14 protein-coding genes are annotated in these 16,397 nt (G+C 73.4%); 13 read left to right on the top strand and 1 reads right to left on the bottom strand.

Translation table 11 applies throughout. The annotated features are described in order from the left end of the window. The first annotated feature begins 1 nt into the window (after position 1). On the top strand, positions 2-2,587 hold the full coding sequence (pheT, locus tag ACFQTY_RS07765; protein ID WP_378099029.1) for a phenylalanine--tRNA ligase subunit beta: 2,586 nt from the start codon (positions 2-4) through the stop codon (positions 2,585-2,587). A 35-nt stretch (positions 2,588-2,622) separates the two neighbouring features. Then, the gene (locus tag ACFQTY_RS07770; protein WP_378099031.1) at positions 2,623-3,210 is read left to right on the top strand and encodes a TMEM175 family protein; all 588 of its coding nucleotides are present in this window, start codon (positions 2,623-2,625) and stop codon (positions 3,208-3,210) included. Positions 3,211-3,249: 39 nt separating this feature from the next. Here the strand turns inward: ACFQTY_RS07770 and ACFQTY_RS07775 are convergent, their stop codons facing one another. After that, complete coding sequence (locus ACFQTY_RS07775; protein WP_378099033.1) at positions 3,250-4,233, bottom strand: quinone oxidoreductase family protein; 984 nt, start codon at positions 4,231-4,233, stop codon at positions 3,250-3,252. Positions 4,234-4,303: 70 nt separating this feature from the next. On the opposite strand from ACFQTY_RS07775, the gene argC reads away from it, so the two are divergent. The 11 genes from argC to tyrS all read left to right on the top strand — a co-directional run bounded on the left by argC (position 4,304) and on the right by tyrS (position 15,819). Then, the gene (gene argC, locus ACFQTY_RS07780; RefSeq protein ID WP_378099035.1) at positions 4,304-5,362 is read left to right on the top strand and encodes an N-acetyl-gamma-glutamyl-phosphate reductase; all 1,059 of its coding nucleotides are present in this window, start codon (positions 4,304-4,306) and stop codon (positions 5,360-5,362) included. Further along, the gene (argJ, locus tag ACFQTY_RS07785) at positions 5,359-6,585 is read left to right on the top strand and encodes a bifunctional glutamate N-acetyltransferase/amino-acid acetyltransferase ArgJ (protein WP_378099037.1); all 1,227 of its coding nucleotides are present in this window, start codon (positions 5,359-5,361) and stop codon (positions 6,583-6,585) included. Before argC ends, argJ begins: the two co-directional genes overlap by 4 nt. Continuing rightward, the gene (gene argB, locus ACFQTY_RS07790; protein ID WP_291758529.1) at positions 6,582-7,556 is read left to right on the top strand and encodes an acetylglutamate kinase; all 975 of its coding nucleotides are present in this window, start codon (positions 6,582-6,584) and stop codon (positions 7,554-7,556) included. The genes argJ and argB overlap by 4 nt, the downstream gene beginning before the upstream one ends. Then, positions 7,553-8,824 (top strand): acetylornithine transaminase, encoded by a 1,272-nt coding sequence (locus tag ACFQTY_RS07795; protein ID WP_378099040.1) that lies wholly within the window; start codon positions 7,553-7,555, stop codon positions 8,822-8,824. The genes argB and ACFQTY_RS07795 overlap by 4 nt, the downstream gene beginning before the upstream one ends. Positions 8,825-8,840: 16 nt before the next feature. Further along, positions 8,841-9,773 (top strand): ornithine carbamoyltransferase, encoded by a 933-nt coding sequence (gene argF / locus ACFQTY_RS07800; RefSeq protein ID WP_378099042.1) that lies wholly within the window; start codon positions 8,841-8,843, stop codon positions 9,771-9,773. Then, positions 9,770-10,315 (top strand): arginine repressor, encoded by a 546-nt coding sequence (locus tag ACFQTY_RS07805; RefSeq protein ID WP_378099044.1) that lies wholly within the window; start codon positions 9,770-9,772, stop codon positions 10,313-10,315. Before argF ends, ACFQTY_RS07805 begins: the two co-directional genes overlap by 4 nt. Next, positions 10,312-11,742 carry an argininosuccinate synthase gene (gene argG, locus ACFQTY_RS07810; protein ID WP_378099046.1) on the top strand — a complete coding sequence of 477 codons (1,431 nt, stop codon included), beginning with the start codon at positions 10,312-10,314 and terminating at the stop codon, positions 11,740-11,742. The genes ACFQTY_RS07805 and argG overlap by 4 nt, the downstream gene beginning before the upstream one ends. A 1-nt stretch (position 11,743) precedes the next feature. Then, positions 11,744-13,186 (top strand): argininosuccinate lyase, encoded by a 1,443-nt coding sequence (gene argH, locus ACFQTY_RS07815; RefSeq protein ID WP_378099048.1) that lies wholly within the window; start codon positions 11,744-11,746, stop codon positions 13,184-13,186. Next, entirely contained in the window at positions 13,174-13,773 is a 600-nt protein-coding gene (locus ACFQTY_RS07820; RefSeq protein ID WP_378099050.1) for a uridine kinase, read from the top strand. The genes argH and ACFQTY_RS07820 overlap by 13 nt, the downstream gene beginning before the upstream one ends. After that, positions 13,770-14,492 (top strand): DNA-3-methyladenine glycosylase, encoded by a 723-nt coding sequence (locus ACFQTY_RS07825; RefSeq protein ID WP_378099052.1) that lies wholly within the window; start codon positions 13,770-13,772, stop codon positions 14,490-14,492. The genes ACFQTY_RS07820 and ACFQTY_RS07825 overlap by 4 nt, the downstream gene beginning before the upstream one ends. A 61-nt stretch (positions 14,493-14,553) precedes the next feature. Next, positions 14,554-15,819 carry a tyrosine--tRNA ligase gene (tyrS, locus tag ACFQTY_RS07830; RefSeq protein WP_378099054.1) on the top strand — a complete coding sequence of 422 codons (1,266 nt, stop codon included), beginning with the start codon at positions 14,554-14,556 and terminating at the stop codon, positions 15,817-15,819. Positions 15,820-16,397 lie beyond the last annotated feature (578 nt).

A 16,397-nucleotide genomic window follows, 5' to 3' on the forward strand; every position in this document is an offset into this window, starting at 1 on the left:
CGTGGTGATGGTCCCGCTCGCCTGGTTGGGCGACCACGTGGAGCTCCCCGAGGGTCTGACGGCGGCGCAGCTCGCTGCGGACCTGGTGCGGGTCGGTCTGGAGGAGGAGGCGATCCACTCCGGATCCGACGTCACCGGACCGCTGGTGGTCGGCCACGTGCTCTCCGCCGATCCGGAGCCGCAGAAGAACGGCAAGACGATCAACTGGTGCCAGGTGGACGTCGGGTCGTTCAACGACCTGGACGACGCCGGCCTGCCGACCGTGCCGCGTGGCATCGTCTGCGGCGCGCACAACTTCGGCGCGGGCGACCACGTCGTCGTCGCGCTGCCGGGCGCCGTGCTGCCCGGCCCGTTCCCGATCGCCGCGCGCAAGACCTACGGGCACGTCTCCGACGGGATGATCTGCTCGGCCCGCGAGCTGGGCATCGGGGACGACCACTCGGGGATCATCGTGCTGTCCCGCCTCGGGCTGACCGACGACCAGACACCCGCAGGCGCGGACGCGGCGGAGCTGCTCGGCCTGCGCGACGAGGTCCTCGAGATCAACGTCACGCCCGACCGTGGCTACTGCTTCTCGATGCGTGGGATCGCGCGGGAGTACGCGCACTCGACGGGTGCCCGGTTCACGGACCACGGCCTGCCGACCGACGCGCAGCGTGCGCCCCTGACGGGCGGCTTCCCGGTGGAGATCGACGACGGGGCGCCGATCGACGGCGTCCCGGGCGCCGACAGGTTCGTCGCGCGCATCGTGCGTGGCGTGCGCGCCGACGTGCCCTCACCGTCGTGGATGCAGCACCGGCTGGTGCAGGCCGGCATGCGGCCGCTCGGCCTCGCGGTCGACGTGACCAACTACGTGATGCTGGACCTCGGTCAGCCGCTGCACGCCTACGACCTGGGCGGCCTGGCCGCGCCGATCGTCGTGCGCCGCGCGGCGCCCGGGGAGCACGCGACCACGCTCGACGGCGTGGACCGTGCGCTGGACCCGCAGGACCTGCTGATCACCGACAGCCCGGACGGGGCGCGCGGCTCCCGCGTGCTGGGGCTGGCCGGTGTGATGGGCGGCGCGGACAGCGGGGTCGCGGGGGGCACCACCGACCTGCTGATCGAGGGTGCGCACTTCGACCCGATCACCGTCGCGCGCACGTCGCGCCGCCACCGGCTGTCGAGCGAGGCGGCCAAGCGGTTCGAGCGCGGGGTCGACCCGCAGCTCGCGCGGGTGGCTGTGGACCGGGTGGCGGAGCTGCTGGTCGACCTCGGCGGCGGGACCGTCGACGAGACCGGGACGGACGTCGACCGGACCACGGAGCCGCCCACCGTGCTGCTCGACCCCCGGCTGCCGGCGCGGCTGGTGGGGGTGCCGTACACCGACGACGAGGTGCGCGGCACGCTCGAGCGGATCGGGTGCACCGTGACCGACTCGGCGGCCGGTCTGTCCGTGCAGGTGCCCTCCTGGCGTCCCGACCTGGTGGTGCCGGTCGACCTGGTCGAGGAGATCGCGCGGCTCGGCGGCTACGACACGATCCCGTCCGTGGTGCCCGCGGCGCCCGCCGGACGTGGGCTGACCTGGTCGCAGCGCGCTCGCCGGGCGGTGGCCGACGCGCTGGCGGCCGAGGGGCTCGTGCAGGTGCTCTCGTACCCCTTCGTCGGGACGGCGCAGCTGGACGCGATGAACCTGCCCGCCGGGGATGCCCGCCGGCGTGCCCTGCGGCTCGCGAACCCGATCTCCGAGGCCCAGCCGCTGATGCGGACGGATCTCCTGGTGACGCTGCTGGACACCGCGCGCCGCAACGTGGGCCGTGGCCAGAGCGACCTCGCGCTGTTCGAGACCGGGCTCGTCACGCTGCCGCGTAGCGGCGCTCCGGCCGCGCCCCTGCTGCCGGGTGGCACGCTGCCCACCGACGACCAGCTGGACGAGCTGGCGGCGGCGCTCCCGGACCAGCCGCGGCACCTGGCGGCGGTGCTCACGGGTCTGCGTGAGCGCGCCGGCTGGACCGGTCCGGCCCGCCGCGCGGACCACACGGACGCGTTCGCCCTGGTGGGCGTCGTGGCCCGGCGCCTCGGCGTCGAGGTGCACGTGGCAGCCGAGCCGGACCGTGCACCGTTCCACCCCGGCCGCTGTGCCCGTGTGCTCGCTGCCGACGGCCGCGTGCTGGGCTACGCGGGGGAGCTGCACCCGGCCGTCGTCGCCGCGCACGACCTGCCCGCCAGGGCCGTGGCGTTCGAGCTCGACCTCGACGCTCTGCTCGCCGCCGCGCCGTCGGCCCCGGTCCAGGCCGAGGCGGTGTCGACGTTCCCGGTGGCCAAGGAGGACGTGGCTCTCGTGGTCGACGCCGCCGTACCCGCGGCGGACGTGCTGGCCGCCGTGCGGGACGGCGCGGCGAGCAGCCCCGCGGGCGACGTCCTGGAGGACGTACGGCTGTTCGACGTCTACGTCGGGGACCAGGTCGGGGAAGGCAGGCGGTCGTTGGCGTTCTCGCTGCGGCTCCGGGCCGCCGACCGGACCCTGACGGCGGCCGAGACGGCGGAGGTCCGCAACGCCGTGGTGGCGACGGCGCAGGCGCGGTTCGGGGCGGAGCTGCGGTCCTGAGCCGCCGCTGAGCGGCCGGTGGATACGCTCCGACCGTGTCGAAGACCCGGCTCGAGGCGTTCAGCGACGGCGTGATCGCGATCGTGATCACGGTGATGGTGCTCGAGCTGCGAGCGCCCCGCACCACCGACCTGGCGGCCCTGCGGCCCCTGCTGCCGGTGTTCCTCGCCTACGTGCTGAGCTTCGTCAACCTCGGCATCTACTGGAACAACCACCACCACATGCTCAACGCGGCGCGGCGCGTCGACGGCTCGGTGCTGTGGGCCAACCTGCACCTGCTGTTCTGGCTGTCCCTGTTCCCGTTCACCACCGCGTGGCTCGGCGAGAACCACGCGGTGGCGGTGCCGACGGCGGCGTACGGCGTGGTGGCGCTGTGTGCGGCGATCGCCTACTGGGTGCTGCAGGGCCGGATCATCGCCCTCGAAGGTCCGCGGTCCACGCTCGCGCTGGCGGTCGGTGCGGATCTCAAGGGGCGGATCTCGCCGTTCGTCTACGCCGCGGGCGTCGGCATGGCCTTCGTGGAGCCGTGGGTCTCCATCGCCCTCTACGGCGGGGTCGCGCTGCTGTGGCTGGTACCGGACAGGCGCGTCGAACGGCAGCTCGCGCGGGGCGACCGGGGTTGAGGCTGCGCCGCTGCCCTGGACGGGCGCCGGCAGCGAGCCTCAGAGCGTGAGCAGCACCTTGCCCGTGGTCCGGCGACCTTCCAGGGCTCGGTGCGCGTCGGCCGCGTCCCGCAGGGGGAACGTGGCCCCGATCCGGGCCGACAGCCGTCCGTCCGCGAGCAGCGCGAACAGCTCGTCGGTGCGGCCCAGCAGCTCCTCGCGCGTGGCGGTGTAGGCGCCGAGCGAGGGCCTCGTCAGGTACACCGAGCCCGCGGCGCTCAGGCGCTGCGGGTCGACGGGCGGCACCGGTCCGGACGACGCACCGAACAGCACCAGCGTCCCCCGAGGCCGCACGCTGGCCAGGGAGGCGTCGAAGGTGTCCTTGCCGACGGAGTCGTACGCCGCACGCACACCGACCCCCGACGTCAGCTCGCGGACGAGAGCCGGGAGCTGTCGCGTCAGGTCGTCGAGCTCCCGGTACCGGATCACGTCCGCCGCTCCGGCCTGGCGCGCCAGCTCCTCCTTGGCGTGGGTGCCCACCGTGCCGATCACCCGCGCGCCACGCAGCGTCGCGAGCTGCGTCGCGAGCAGACCCACTCCGCCGGCCGCGGCGTGCAGCAGCACGTCGTCTCCCGGTCGCAGCTCCACGGTCGAGGTGACCAGGTAGTGGGCGGTGATGCCCTGCATCGGGATCGCCGCGGCCGTCTCGTCCGACACCCCGTCCGGCACGGGGATCAGGTCCGAGGCGCGCACGGTGGCGAGCTCGGCGTACGACCCGTTCGCGGCGGTCCACGCGACGCGATCGCCCACCGCCACCCCGGTGACGGAGGAGCCGAGCGCCACCACCCGACCGGCGCCCTCCGAGCCGACGACGTGGGGGTAGCGCATCGGGTAGAGACCTGACCGGCGGTAGGTGTCGATGAAGTTCACGCCCGCCGCCGCGACGGCGACCACGGCCTCGTCGGGGCGTGGCTCCGGGTCGGGGAGCTCGAGGACCTGCAGGACCTCCGGACCGCCCGGGGCGGTGGCGACGACAGCGCGCATGGCACCATCAAAACGCCTGCGGCGTGGCGTGTCAGCGAATCGTCGTGCACTGTGGTGTATGTTCATGCACATGTCCTTCACCGTCGCCGTCGCCGGCGCGAGCGGGTACGCAGGCGGCGAGATGCTGCGGCTGCTGCTCGGCCACCCCGAGGCCCGGATCGGCACGCTGACGGCGCACAACAACGCCGGCAGCACCCTCGCGGAGCACCACCCCCACCTGCACGCGCTCGCCGACCGTGTGCTCGAGCCGACCTCCGTGGAGGCGCTCGCCGGTCACGACGTCGTCGTCCTGGCCCTGCCGCACGGTGCGAGCGGCCGGATCGCCGCCGAGCTGGAGGCGCTGGGCTCCGATGCCGTGCTGGTCGACCTCGGTGCCGACCACCGGCTGGTCGACGCCGCCGACTGGGAGGCCTTCTACGGCAGCCCGCACGCCGGCACGTGGCCCTACGGCCTGCCGGAGCTGATCCGCGCGGAGCACGCCGACACGCAGCGGGCCGCGCTGGCCGGCGCGCGCCGCATCGCCGTGCCCGGCTGCAACGTCACGGCGGTGACGCTGGGCCTCCAGCCGGGTGTCGCCGCCGCTCTGGTCGACCCGCAGGACGTGGTCGCGGTGCTCGCGGTCGGCTACTCGGGTGCGGGGAAGGCGTTGCGCCCGCACCTGCTCGCCGCCGAGGCGCTCGGCGCGGCCGCGCCCTACTCGGTGGCGGGTACGCACCGGCACATCCCCGAGATCGCGCAGAACCTGCGCTCGGCCGGGGCCGCCGCCGTGTCGCTGTCCTTCACCCCGGTGCTCGTGCCGATGTCGCGTGGCATCCTCGCGACCACGACGGCCCGCGTCGCGCCCGGGGTCGACGACGCCGCGCTGCGGGCCGCGTGGGAGGCGGCGTACGCCGACGAGCCCTTCGTCCGGCTGCTGCCGCCGGGCCGCTGGCCGACCACCGCCTCCGTCGTCGGGTCGAACACCGCCGAGGTGCAGGTGGCGCTGGACGCCGCGGCGGGACGTGTCGTCACCGTCACGGCGATCGACAACCTGGTCAAGGGCACCGCCGGTGGTGCGCTGCAGTCGTTGAACCTGGCCCTCGGCCTGCCCGAGGTCCTCGGCCTCCCTCTGGACGGAGTGGCACCGTGACGGACCATCTCGCCGACGCCCTGGTCGGCACCAGCCCGGGCACGTCACCCGGCGTGACGGCGCCCGCCGGGTTCCGCGCGTCGGGCGTGGTCGCCGGGCTCAAGCCCTCCGGCCGGCCGGACCTCGCCCTGGTGGTGAACGACGGGCCTGCGCAGGTCGGCGCCGGGGTTTTCACCACCAACCGCGTGGTGGGGCACCCCGTGGTGTGGTCGCGGCAGGTCGTCAGCGACGGCGTCGTGTCGGCCGTCGTGCTCAACTCCGGCTCGGCGAACGTGTGCACCGGTCCCGAGGGTTTCGTGCACGTGCACGAGACCGCCGAGAAGGTGGGCGACGTGCTCGGCATCTCGTCCGGCGACGTCGTGGTGGCGTCGACGGGTGTGATCGGCCAACCCGTCCCGATCGACGCGCTGCTCGCCGGGGTCGACACGGCGGCTGCGGCGTTGTCGACCGACGGCGGCCTCGCGGCGGCCACGGCGATCATGACCACCGACACGGTGGCCAAGACGGCGCACGTCTCCGTCGAGACGCCGGACGGTACGTGGACCGTCGGGGGCATGGCAAAGGGCGCGGGGATGCTCGCTCCGGCCCTCGCCACGATGCTCGTGGTGCTCACCACCGACGCCCAGGTCGACGCGGGCGGCCTGCGCACCGCCCTCCAGGGTGCGACCCGGACCACGTTCGACCGGGTGGACTCCGACGGCTGCATGTCGACGTCCGACACGGTGGTGCTGCTCGCGTCGGGCGCCTCCGGCGTCCTGCCGGACTACGTCCAGTTCGCCGACGCCGTGCGGCAGGTGTGCGCCTCGCTGGCCCGGCAGCTCGTGGCCGATGCGGAGGGCGCCAGCCACGATCTCGCCGTGCACGTCGTCGGTGCGTCGTCCGAGGCCGCCGCGGTGGCCGTCGGACGCGCGGTCACGCGGTCGAACCTGGTGAAGACCGCCGTCTTCGGCAACGACCCCAACTGGGGACGCGTGCTGGCGCAGATCGGCACCGTGCCGGAGTCCGTCGCGCCGTTCGACCCGGACCAGGTCGACGTGACGGTCAACGGGGTGCAGGTGTGCCGCGCCGGCGGCGCCTGGGCCGACCGCGCCAGCGTCGACCTAGCCTCGAACCGGGAGGTGCACATCGAGATCGACCTGCACGCCGGCACGGCCGACGCGACGGTGTGGACCAACGACCTGACCCACGGCTACGTCCACGAGAACAGCGCGTACACCACATGAACCCGACCCCGCTCCCCGAGGACGCCGTCTTCGACACGCGCACCGACCTGCGCCCCGACCAGAAGGCCGAGGTGCTGATCCAGGCGCTGCCGTGGCTGCGCAAGTTCAGCGGCGCGCTCGTCGTCGTCAAGTACGGCGGCAACGCGATGGTGGACGACGAGCTCAAGCGCGCCTTCGCCGCGGACATGGTGTTCCTGCGGCAGGTGGGCCTGCGGCCCGTCGTCGTGCACGGCGGAGGACCGCAGATCAACGCGATGCTCGAGCGGCTGGACATCGCCAGCGAGTTCCGCGGCGGCCTGCGCGTCACCACGCCGGAGGCGATGGACGTCGTCCGCATGGTGCTCACGGGTCAGGTGTCCCGCGAGCTCGTCGGCCTGCTGAACGCCCACGGGCCGCACGCGGTCGGTCTCTCGGGCGAGGACGGCGGGCTGCTGCAGGCCCGGCGGCGCAACGTCGTGCTGGACGGCGAAGAGGTCGACGTGGGTCTGGTCGGCGACGTCGTGCAGGTCAACCCCGGCGCGGTGCTCGACCTGCTCGACGCCGGGCGGATCCCCGTCGTGTCCACCGTCGCACCGGACATCGAGGACCCCACGCAGGTGCTCAACGTGAACGCCGACACGGCCGCCGCCGCGCTCGCGATCGCCCTCGGCGCCCGCAAGCTCGTCATCCTCACCGACGTCGAGGGCCTGTACACGGACTGGCCGGACCGCAGCTCCCTGGTCCGGCGCATCCGCGCGAGCACCCTGGAGGCGCTGCTGCCGCGGCTGGACTCCGGGATGCGGCCGAAGATGGAGGCCTGCTGGCGGGCGGTCCGCGGCGGCGTCGGGCGCGCGCACGTCATCGACGGCCGGCAGCCGCACTCGATCCTGGTCGAGGTGTTCACCTCCGACGGCGTCGGCACCATGGTGCTGCCGGACGAGGAGCTGCCGGAGGCACCGGCCACCGCGCCCGTCCCGGTGGTGCTGGCATGACCGCGGCACGGCACGTGGCGGTCGGCACCGGCGACGACGCGCTGCCCACCGCCACCGAGGGCGGCTCCGTCGCGGAGTGGACCGACCGGTACACCCACGCCGTGATGGACACGTTCGGACCGCCGCAGCGCGTGCTGGTGCGGGGCGAGGGCGCCTGGGTCTGGGACGCGGACGGTCGTCGGTACCTCGACCTGCTCGGGGGCATCGCCGTGAACGCCCTCGGCCACGCGCACCCCACCCTGACCGCTGCGATCAGTGCACAGCTCGGCACGCTCGGCCACGTCTCCAACTTCTTCGCCAGCCCCACGCAGGTGGCGCTGGCCGAGCGGCTGCTGGCGATCGCCGGTGCCCCGGCCGGCTCGCGGGTCTTCTTCAGCAACTCGGGCACCGAGGCCAACGAGGCGGCCGTCAAGCTGACCCGGCGGCACTCCGCCGGCTCGCGCCCACGGCTGCTCGCGCTCGAGGGTGCCTTCCACGGCCGCTCGATGGGTGCCCTGGCGCTGACCCACAAGGCGGCCTACCGGGAGCCGTTCGAGCCCCTGCCACCGGGGGTGGAGTTCCTGCCGTTCGGGGACACGGACGCGCTCGAGGCGGCGTTCGCCACGGACGGCGAGAAGGTCGCGGCGCTGTTCCTGGAGCCGGTGCAGGGAGAGGCGGGCGTTCGGACGCTCCCCCCGGGCTACCTCGCACTGGCGCGCCGGCTCACCGAGCAGAACGGTGCTCTCCTGGTGCTCGACGAGGTCCAGTCGGGCATGGGTCGGACGGGCCGGTGGTTCGCCTTCCAGCACCCGCACATCGGCGGCGGCGTCGTGCCCGACGTCGTGACGGTGGCCAAGGGTCTCGGCGGCGGGTTCCCGGTCGGAGCGCTGATCGCGTTCGGCGAGCACGCCGCCGCGTGCCTGGGCCGTGGCCAGCACGGGACGACCTTCGGCGGCAACCCGGTGGCCGCGGCCGCTGCGCTCGCCACCATGGGCGTCATCGAGCGCGACGGCCTGCTGGCCCACGTGCGCGAGCTGGGGGAGTGGTGGCGTGCCGCCCTCGCCTCGACCGGGAACCCCCTGGTCGGCACCGTGCGCGGTGAGGGTCTTCTGATCGCCGTCGAGCTGACGGCGCCCGTCGCCGCCGTCGTCGCGGCACGGGCGCTCGAGGCGGGCTTCATCGTCAACCCGTGCACACCGACCACGCTGCGCCTCGCACCGCCGTACGTGCTCACGCGTGAGCAGGCCGGCAGCTTCGTCGACTTCCTCGCCGGCGTGCCGGCGACCTGAGCCAGGAGGCCAGCTGATGGCGCACTTCCTTCGTGACGACGACCTCACACCGGCCCAGCAGGCCGAGGTCCTGCGGCTGGGTCTCGAGCTGCGCGCCGACCGGTTCGCGCGGCGGCCGCTCGAGGGACCGCGAGCCGTCGCGGTGATCTTCGACAAGCCGACGCTGCGCACGCAGGTGTCGTTCACCACGGGCGTCGCCGAGCTCGGCGGCTACCCCGTGGTCGTCGACGGGAACCTGGCACAGATCGGCGTCCGTGAGTCCATCGCGGACACCGCGCGGGTGCTGGGCCGCCAGGTCGCGGCCATCGTCTGGCGCACGCACGCCCAGGCGCGGATCGAGGAGATGGCGGCCGAGGCGGGCGTCCCGGTCGTGAACGCGCTGACGGACGACTTCCACCCCTGCCAGGTGCTGGCCGACCTCCTGACGGTCGCGCAGCACCGTGGCGGGGTGGGGGAGCTGCCCGGGCGGACGCTGGCGTACATCGGCGACGGCTCGAACAACATGGCGCACTCGTACCTGCTCGGCGGCGCGACGGCGGGCCTGCACGTGCGGATCGGCACACCGCAGGAGTACGGGCCGGCCGCGGAGGTGCTCGCCGCGGCGCAGGGGGTCGCGGCGGTCACCGGCGGTTCGGTCACCGTGGTGCACGACCGTGCCGAGGCGGTGGCCGGCGCCGACGTGGTCGCCACGGACACGTGGGTGTCGATGGGCCAGGAGGGCGAGTCGCAGCAGCGGCAGCTGCCGTTCGTCCCGTTCCAGCTCGACGCCGCCACGCTGGCGCTCGCCGCGCCCGACGCGCTGGTGCTGCACTGCCTGCCCGCTTACCGCGGCAAGGAGGTGACCGCCGAGGTCCTCGACGGTCCCCAGTCGGTGGTGTGGGACGAGGCCGAGAACCGGCTGCACGCCCAGAAGGCGCTGCTGACGTACCTGCTGCAGGGGCACGCATGACCGCCACGTCGGTACCGTCGACGAAGGCCGCTCGACAGGCGCTGATCACGGCGCTGCTGGCACGGCAGCAGGTCCACTCCCAGGTGGAGCTCGCCGAGCTGCTCGCCGCCGAGGGCGTCACGGTGACGCAGGCGACCCTGTCCCGCGACCTGGTCGAGCTGCAGGCCGTGAAGGTGCGCCACCAGGGCACCCTCGTCTACGCGGTGCCGGTCGAGGGCGGCGGTCGCGCGACCCTGCAGGCGGAGAGCACCGAGGTCCTGGCCGCCCGGCTGGCACGGCTCTCCGCCGAGCTCGTCGTCACCGCGGAGGCGTCCGGCCCGCTCGTCGTGCTGCGCACGCCGCCCGGCGGTGCGCAGTTCCTCGCCTCGGCGATCGACCACTCGACGATGCCGGGGGTGCTCGGCACGATCGCAGGCGACGACACCGTCCTGGTGATCGCCGCCGAGTCGGACACCGGCGCGGCGGTGGCCCAGCGGTTCCTCGACCTCGCGGCAGGGCGTGACTCCACGCGAGACTTCGCACGAGACAAGGACGTGATGTGAGCAAGGTTCTGACGCAGCTCCCGGTCGGCGAGCGGGTGGGCATCGCCTTCTCCGGCGGCCTGGACACCTCGGTGGCCGTCGCCTGGATGCGGTTCAAGGGCGCGATCCCGTGCACCTACACCGCGGACCTCGGCCAGTACGACGAGCCGGAGATCGAGCAGGTGCCCGGCCGCGCCATGGCGTACGGCGCCGAGCTGTCGCGCGCCGTCGACTGCAAGGCCGCGCTGGTCGAGGAGGGTCTGGCCGCCATCGCGTGCGGCGCCTTCCACATCAGGAGCGGCGGCCGCTCGTACTTCAACACGACGCCGCTGGGCCGGGCCGTCACCGGCACCCTGCTGGTCCGCGCCATGCAGTCCGACGGCGTCGACATCTGGGGCGACGGGTCCACCTTCAAGGGCAACGACATCGAGCGCTTCTACCGGTACGGCCTGCTCGCCAACCCCAACCTGCGGATCTACAAGCCGTGGCTTGACCAGGACTTCGTCACCGAGCTCGGCGGACGCGCGGAGATGAGCCAGTTCCTCGTGGACCACGACCTGCCGTACCGCGACAGTGCCGAGAAGGCGTACTCGACGGACGCGAACATCTGGGGTGCCACGCACGAGGCGAAGACGCTGGAGCACCTCGACGTGTCGCTCGAGACGGTCGAGCCGATCATGGGCGTGCGGTTCTGGGACCCGGCGGTGCCGATCGAGACCGAGGACGTGACGATCGCGTTCGAGCGCGGCCGGCCGGTGGCGATCGACGGCGTGCGGTACAGCGACCCGGTGGCGCTCGTCCGCGCGGCGAACGCGATCGGCGGTCGGCACGGCCTGGGCATGTCCGACCAGATCGAGAACCGGATCATCGAGGCGAAGTCGCGCGGCATCTACGAGGCACCCGGCATGGCGCTGCTGTTCGCGGCCTACGAGCGGCTCGTCAACGCGATCCACAACGAGGACACCGTCGCCACCTACCACAACGAGGGCCGGCGGCTGGGCCGGCTGCTCTACGAGGGGCGGTGGCTGGACCCGCAGTCGCTCATGGTGCGCGAGTCGATCCAGCGGTGGATCGCCTCGGTCGTCACCGGCGAGGTGACGTTGCGGCTGCGGCGCGGGGAGGACTACACGATCCTGCGCACCGAGGGGCCCGGCTTCTCCTACCACCCGGAGCGGTTGTCGATGGAGCGCACCGAGTCCGCCGCCTTCGGGCCGACCGACCGGATCGGCCAGCTGACGATGCGCAACCTCGACATCGCCGACTCGCGCGCGAAGCTCGAGCTGTACGCGAGCCAGCCCGTCGACCAGGGCCAGGTGCTCGTCGAGCACGGCACGCTGTTCGGCGCGCTGCCCGCGGGTGGCGCGGACGTCATCGCGACGAACCCGGCGGTGGTCGGCGACGAGGAGGCGGCGCTCGACGCCGCCGCGATGGAAGTCGGGACGGACTGACGTGGCCGCTCCCGACTCGTTCGCTCGGTCCGCCACGATCGCTGGGGCCTTGTGGGGCGGCCGGTTCGCCTCGGGGCCTGCGGACGCCCTCGCCGCGCTCTCGAGGTCGACGCAGTTCGACTGGCGGCTGGCCGGCGATGACATCGCCGGCTCGGTGGCGCACGCGCACGTGCTGCACAAGGCCGGCCTGCTGTCCGACGAGGACACGGACCGGATGGTGGCCGCGCTGGGGGCGCTGCGCGCCGACGTGGAGTCCGGCGCGTTCGGACCGGCACCCGACGACGAGGACGTCCACGGCGCTCTCGAGCGCGGGTTGATCGAGCGGGCGGGCGCCGAGCTCGGCGGTCGGCTGCGTGCCGGCCGCAGCCGCAACGACCAGATCGCCACGCTGGTGCGGATGTACCTGCGCCGACAGGCTCGCGTGCTCGCCGCCCTGGTGCTCGACGTCGTGGACGCGCTCATCGGCCAGGCGGAGGCCGCGGGCGACGCCCCCATGCCCGGCCGCACCCACCTGCAGCACGCCCAGCCCGTGCTGCTCGCGCACCACCTGCTGGCGCACGCCTGGCCGCTGCTGCGCGACGTCCAGCGGTGGCAGGACTGGGACGCGCGCGCCGCGCTGTCCCCGTACGGCTCGGGCGCGCTCGCGGGCTCGTCGCTGGGCCTCGACCCCGCGGCCGTCGCGGCCGAGCTGGGCTTCGCCGGACCGGTGGAGAACTCGATCGACGGCACCGCCTCGCGGGACGTCGTCGCGGAGTTCGCGTTCGTCGCCGCGATGGTCGGGGTCGACCTGTCCCGGATCGCCGAGGACGTCATCCTGTGGTCGACCAAGGACTTCGGGTTCGCCCATCTCGACGACGCGTACTCCACCGGGTCGAGCATCATGCCGCAGAAGAAGAACCCGGACGTGGCCGAGCTCGCCCGTGGCAAGGCCGGCCGCCTCGTCGGCGACCTGACCGGCCTGCTGACCACGCTGAAGGGTCTGCCGCTGGCGTACAACCGCGACCTCCAGGAGGACAAGGAGCCGGTCTTCGACCAGGTCGACCAGCTGACCGTCCTGCTCCCCGCGTTCGCCGGGATGGTCGCCACCCTCCGGTTCGACACCGAGCGCATGTCGGCGGTCGCCCCGCAGGGCTTCTCGCTGGCGACGGACGTCGCGGAGTGGCTGGTCCGGACGGGCGTGCCGTTCCGCGAGGCCCACGAGATCGCCGGTGCGTGCGTGCGCGCGTGCGAGAGCCGCAGCCCCGCGATCGAGCTGTGGGAGCTGACCGACGCGGACCTCGCGGCGATCAGCCCGCACCTGACGCCGGACGTCCGGTCCGTGCTCACCGTCGAGGGGTCGCTGGCCTCGCGCGCGTCCTACGGAGGCACGGCACCCGTCCGCGTGGCGGAGCAGCGCGTCCGCGCCCGTGCCGCAGCCGACGACGCGCGGACGTGGGCACGCTGACCTCAGCGGACGACGCAAGCTCGGCGAGGGCGTTGGCGGACGACGTCCTCGCCGGCGCGGCGCGGCTCGGCCCTGTGCGGCTGCTCTGCGTCGACGGTCCCGCCCGGTCGGGCAAGACGACGACCGCGGCGGCCGTGGCGGCCGTCCTGCGGGCGCGGGGCACGACCGTGACCGTGGTGCACCTGGACGACCTGTACGAGGGCTGGTCCGGCCTGGAAGGCACCTTGTGGCCCCGGCTGGCCGCCCAGGTGCTCGAGCCGCTGCGACGCGGCCGGCCCGGGCGCTTCCAGCGCTACGACTGGATCGCGGGCCGCTTCGCCGAGTGGGTCGAGGTGCCGGTGGCTACCGTCCTCGTGCTCGAAGGTTGTGGATCCGCCCGCCGCGAGGCCGATGCCGTCGCCACCCTCCGCGTGTGGGTGGAGGCGCCACCGGCCGAGCGGCTCGCGCGCGGGCTGGCTCGCGACGGGACGGCGATGCGCGGCCACTGGGTGGACTGGATGCGACGGGAGGCCCGTCACTTCGCGCGCGAGCGCACCGCGGAACGGGCCGACGTCCGGCTCGACGGATGCGGCAGGATGACCCGGTGACCAGCCAGCGGGACGCCGTGGAGCCGGCCCGCCCCGCGGATCCGGACCTGGGGACGTGCCCGGCCCGGGTCTGGTTCGCCCGCGACGTGCTGACGGTCGCACGCGACCTGCTCGGAGCCCACCTCACCGCCAGGTCGCCGGAGGGCGACGTGACCGTGCGCATCACGGAGGTGGAGGCATACAGGGGCGAGGACGACCCTGGTTCGCACGCCCACCGCGGCCGCACCCAGCGCAACGCCGCGATGTTCGCCGAACCGGGTCGGCTGTACGTCTACCGGCACCTCGGGCTGCACCACTGCCTCAACGTCGTGGCGGAGCCCACCGGTCGCCCTGCCGCGGTGCTGCTGCGCGCGGGCGAGGTGGTGGCAGGGCGCGAGCTGGCGTGGCGCCGACGGGAGGCGGCCGGCGTCGTGGACAACGAGCGGCAGCTGGCCCGCGGTCCGGCGCGGCTGGCCGTGTGCCTCGGTCTCGACCTGGACGCGAACGGTGCGGACGTCACCGAGCCCGACGGTGCGATCGTGCTGCGCCGGGGCGAGGCTGCACTGGCGCCCGCGCACCGGCAGGGAGCACGGGTCGGCGTGTCCGGTGCCGGCGGGGACGCCGCACGGCACCCGTGGCGGTTCTGGCTGACGGGGGAGCCCACCGTGTCCGCGTACCGCCCGGCCTATCGCTCGCCGACGTCGGCAACGACCCCGCCCGGGGCCACGGCGTCGGCCTGACCACCGGCCACCCGAACCGTCCGTCGGGCGCCGTTCGGCGCCCGTGTGCAAGGAGACAGATGTGACCAGCGTCCTCGACGAGCTGACCTGGCGTGGGCTCGTCGCCCAGACCACCGACCGCGACGCGCTGGACGCGGCGCTAGCCGCCGGTCCGGTCGCGGTCTACTGCGGCTTCGACCCCACCGCCCCGAGCCTGCACATCGGCAACCTGGTGCAGATCCTCACCATCAGGCGCCTGCAGGACGCCGGTCACCGCCCGTTCGCCCTCGTCGGCGGAGCGACCGGCCTGATCGGCGACCCGAAGATGACGGGGGAGCGCACCCTCAACGACCCGTCGGTCGTCGCCGGCTGGGTGGAACGCATCCGCAGCCAGATCGCACCGCTCCTCCGCTTCGACGGACCTGCGGCCGCGACGATGGTGAACAACCTCGACTGGACCGCCGACCTGTCCGCCATCGCCTTCCTGCGCGACGTCGGCAAGCACTACCGCCTCGGGACGATGCTCGCCAAGGACACCGTGGCGCGCCGGCTCGCCAGTGAGCAGGGCATCAGCTTCACCGAGTTCAGCTACCAGATCCTGCAGGGGATGGACTTCCTCGAGCTGCACCGTCGCCACGGCGTCACCCTGCAGACCGGGGGCAACGACCAGTGGGGCAACCTGCTCTCCGGCGTCGAGCTGGTCCGCAAGGTCACCGGCGACCCGGTCCACGCCCTGACCACACCCCTGATCACCAAGGCCGACGGCACCAAGTTCGGCAAGACGGAGTCGGGAACCGTGTGGCTCGACCCTGAGCTGACCAGCCCGTACGCCTTCTACCAGTTCTGGCTCAACTCGGACGACGCGGACGTGGTCAACCACCTCAAGGTGTTCACCTTCCGCACGCGGGAGCAGATCGCCGAGCTCGAGGAGGCGGTCCGCACCCGGCCCGCCGCCCGCGACGCCCAACGAGCCCTGGCCGGCGACGTGACCACGCTCGTCCACGGTGCCGACGCGACGGCCAAGGTGGTCGCCGCGAGCCAGGCGCTGTTCGGCCGCGGCTCTCTCGCGGATCTCGACGAGTCCACCCTGCGAGCCGCCGTGGCAGAGCTCCCCGGCACCGACGGCGCCCCCGGCGACTTGCTGGTCGACCTGTTCACCGCGGCAGGGCTCGTCAAGAGCAAGAGCGAGGCGCGGCGTGCGGTCGCGGAGGGCGGCCTGTCCGTCAACAACCGCCGGGTCGCCGACGAGGCCGCCGTCCTGGAGGGTGAGGACGTGCTCGCCGGCGGCTTCGCCCTTCTCCGTCGTGGCAAGCGCTCGCTCGCCGTCGTCCGCAACGCCCGCGGCTGACGAACCGCGACGGAGGACCACCCGGCACCGCCCCAACCTGGTCGCGCTGCCGCGGTCGGCACGACGGCATCTCGGCGCCCGGAGCCGCCGGACGCCTCGTCACCGCGCTGACCAGCACATTTGCCTCAGGGTTGCGGGTCGCGTAATGTCTTCCAGGCCCCCGGCAGGGAGGAACGAACACCAGGGAACACCCGGTGGTCGGTCCCGCCGAGAGCAAAACTCCACTCACTGGTTCGAGGCGCTCAGTGCGCCCTGGAGCCGGTGGTCGGAGAGCAGGACTGGATGGGATAACCTCCGGTGCCGGCCTCGAAAGGGCCAGCAACGGATGAGATCGCCTCCGGGTCCGGCCCGCAAGGGTCTGACGGGAAGAGCGTCTGTTCTTTGAGAACTCAACAGTGTGCCAAGTAGTCGATGCCAAGTTGTCTGCTGCGATGTTGTGTCGTGGTGGGCTTGGTGTTGATGGGAGCCTGTCGTCCACCCCGTGGGTGGTGGGTTCCTTTTTGATGCCAGATCTGTGTTGTTCTTTGTTGTGTCTGTTGCCTGACTGTCTTCGGGTGGTTGGGTGGCGTTGGACATTG

It is taken from the genome of Cellulomonas sp. T2.31MG-18 (genome assembly GCF_964266755.1).
Taxonomy (GTDB): domain Bacteria; phylum Actinomycetota; class Actinomycetes; order Actinomycetales; family Cellulomonadaceae; genus Cellulomonas.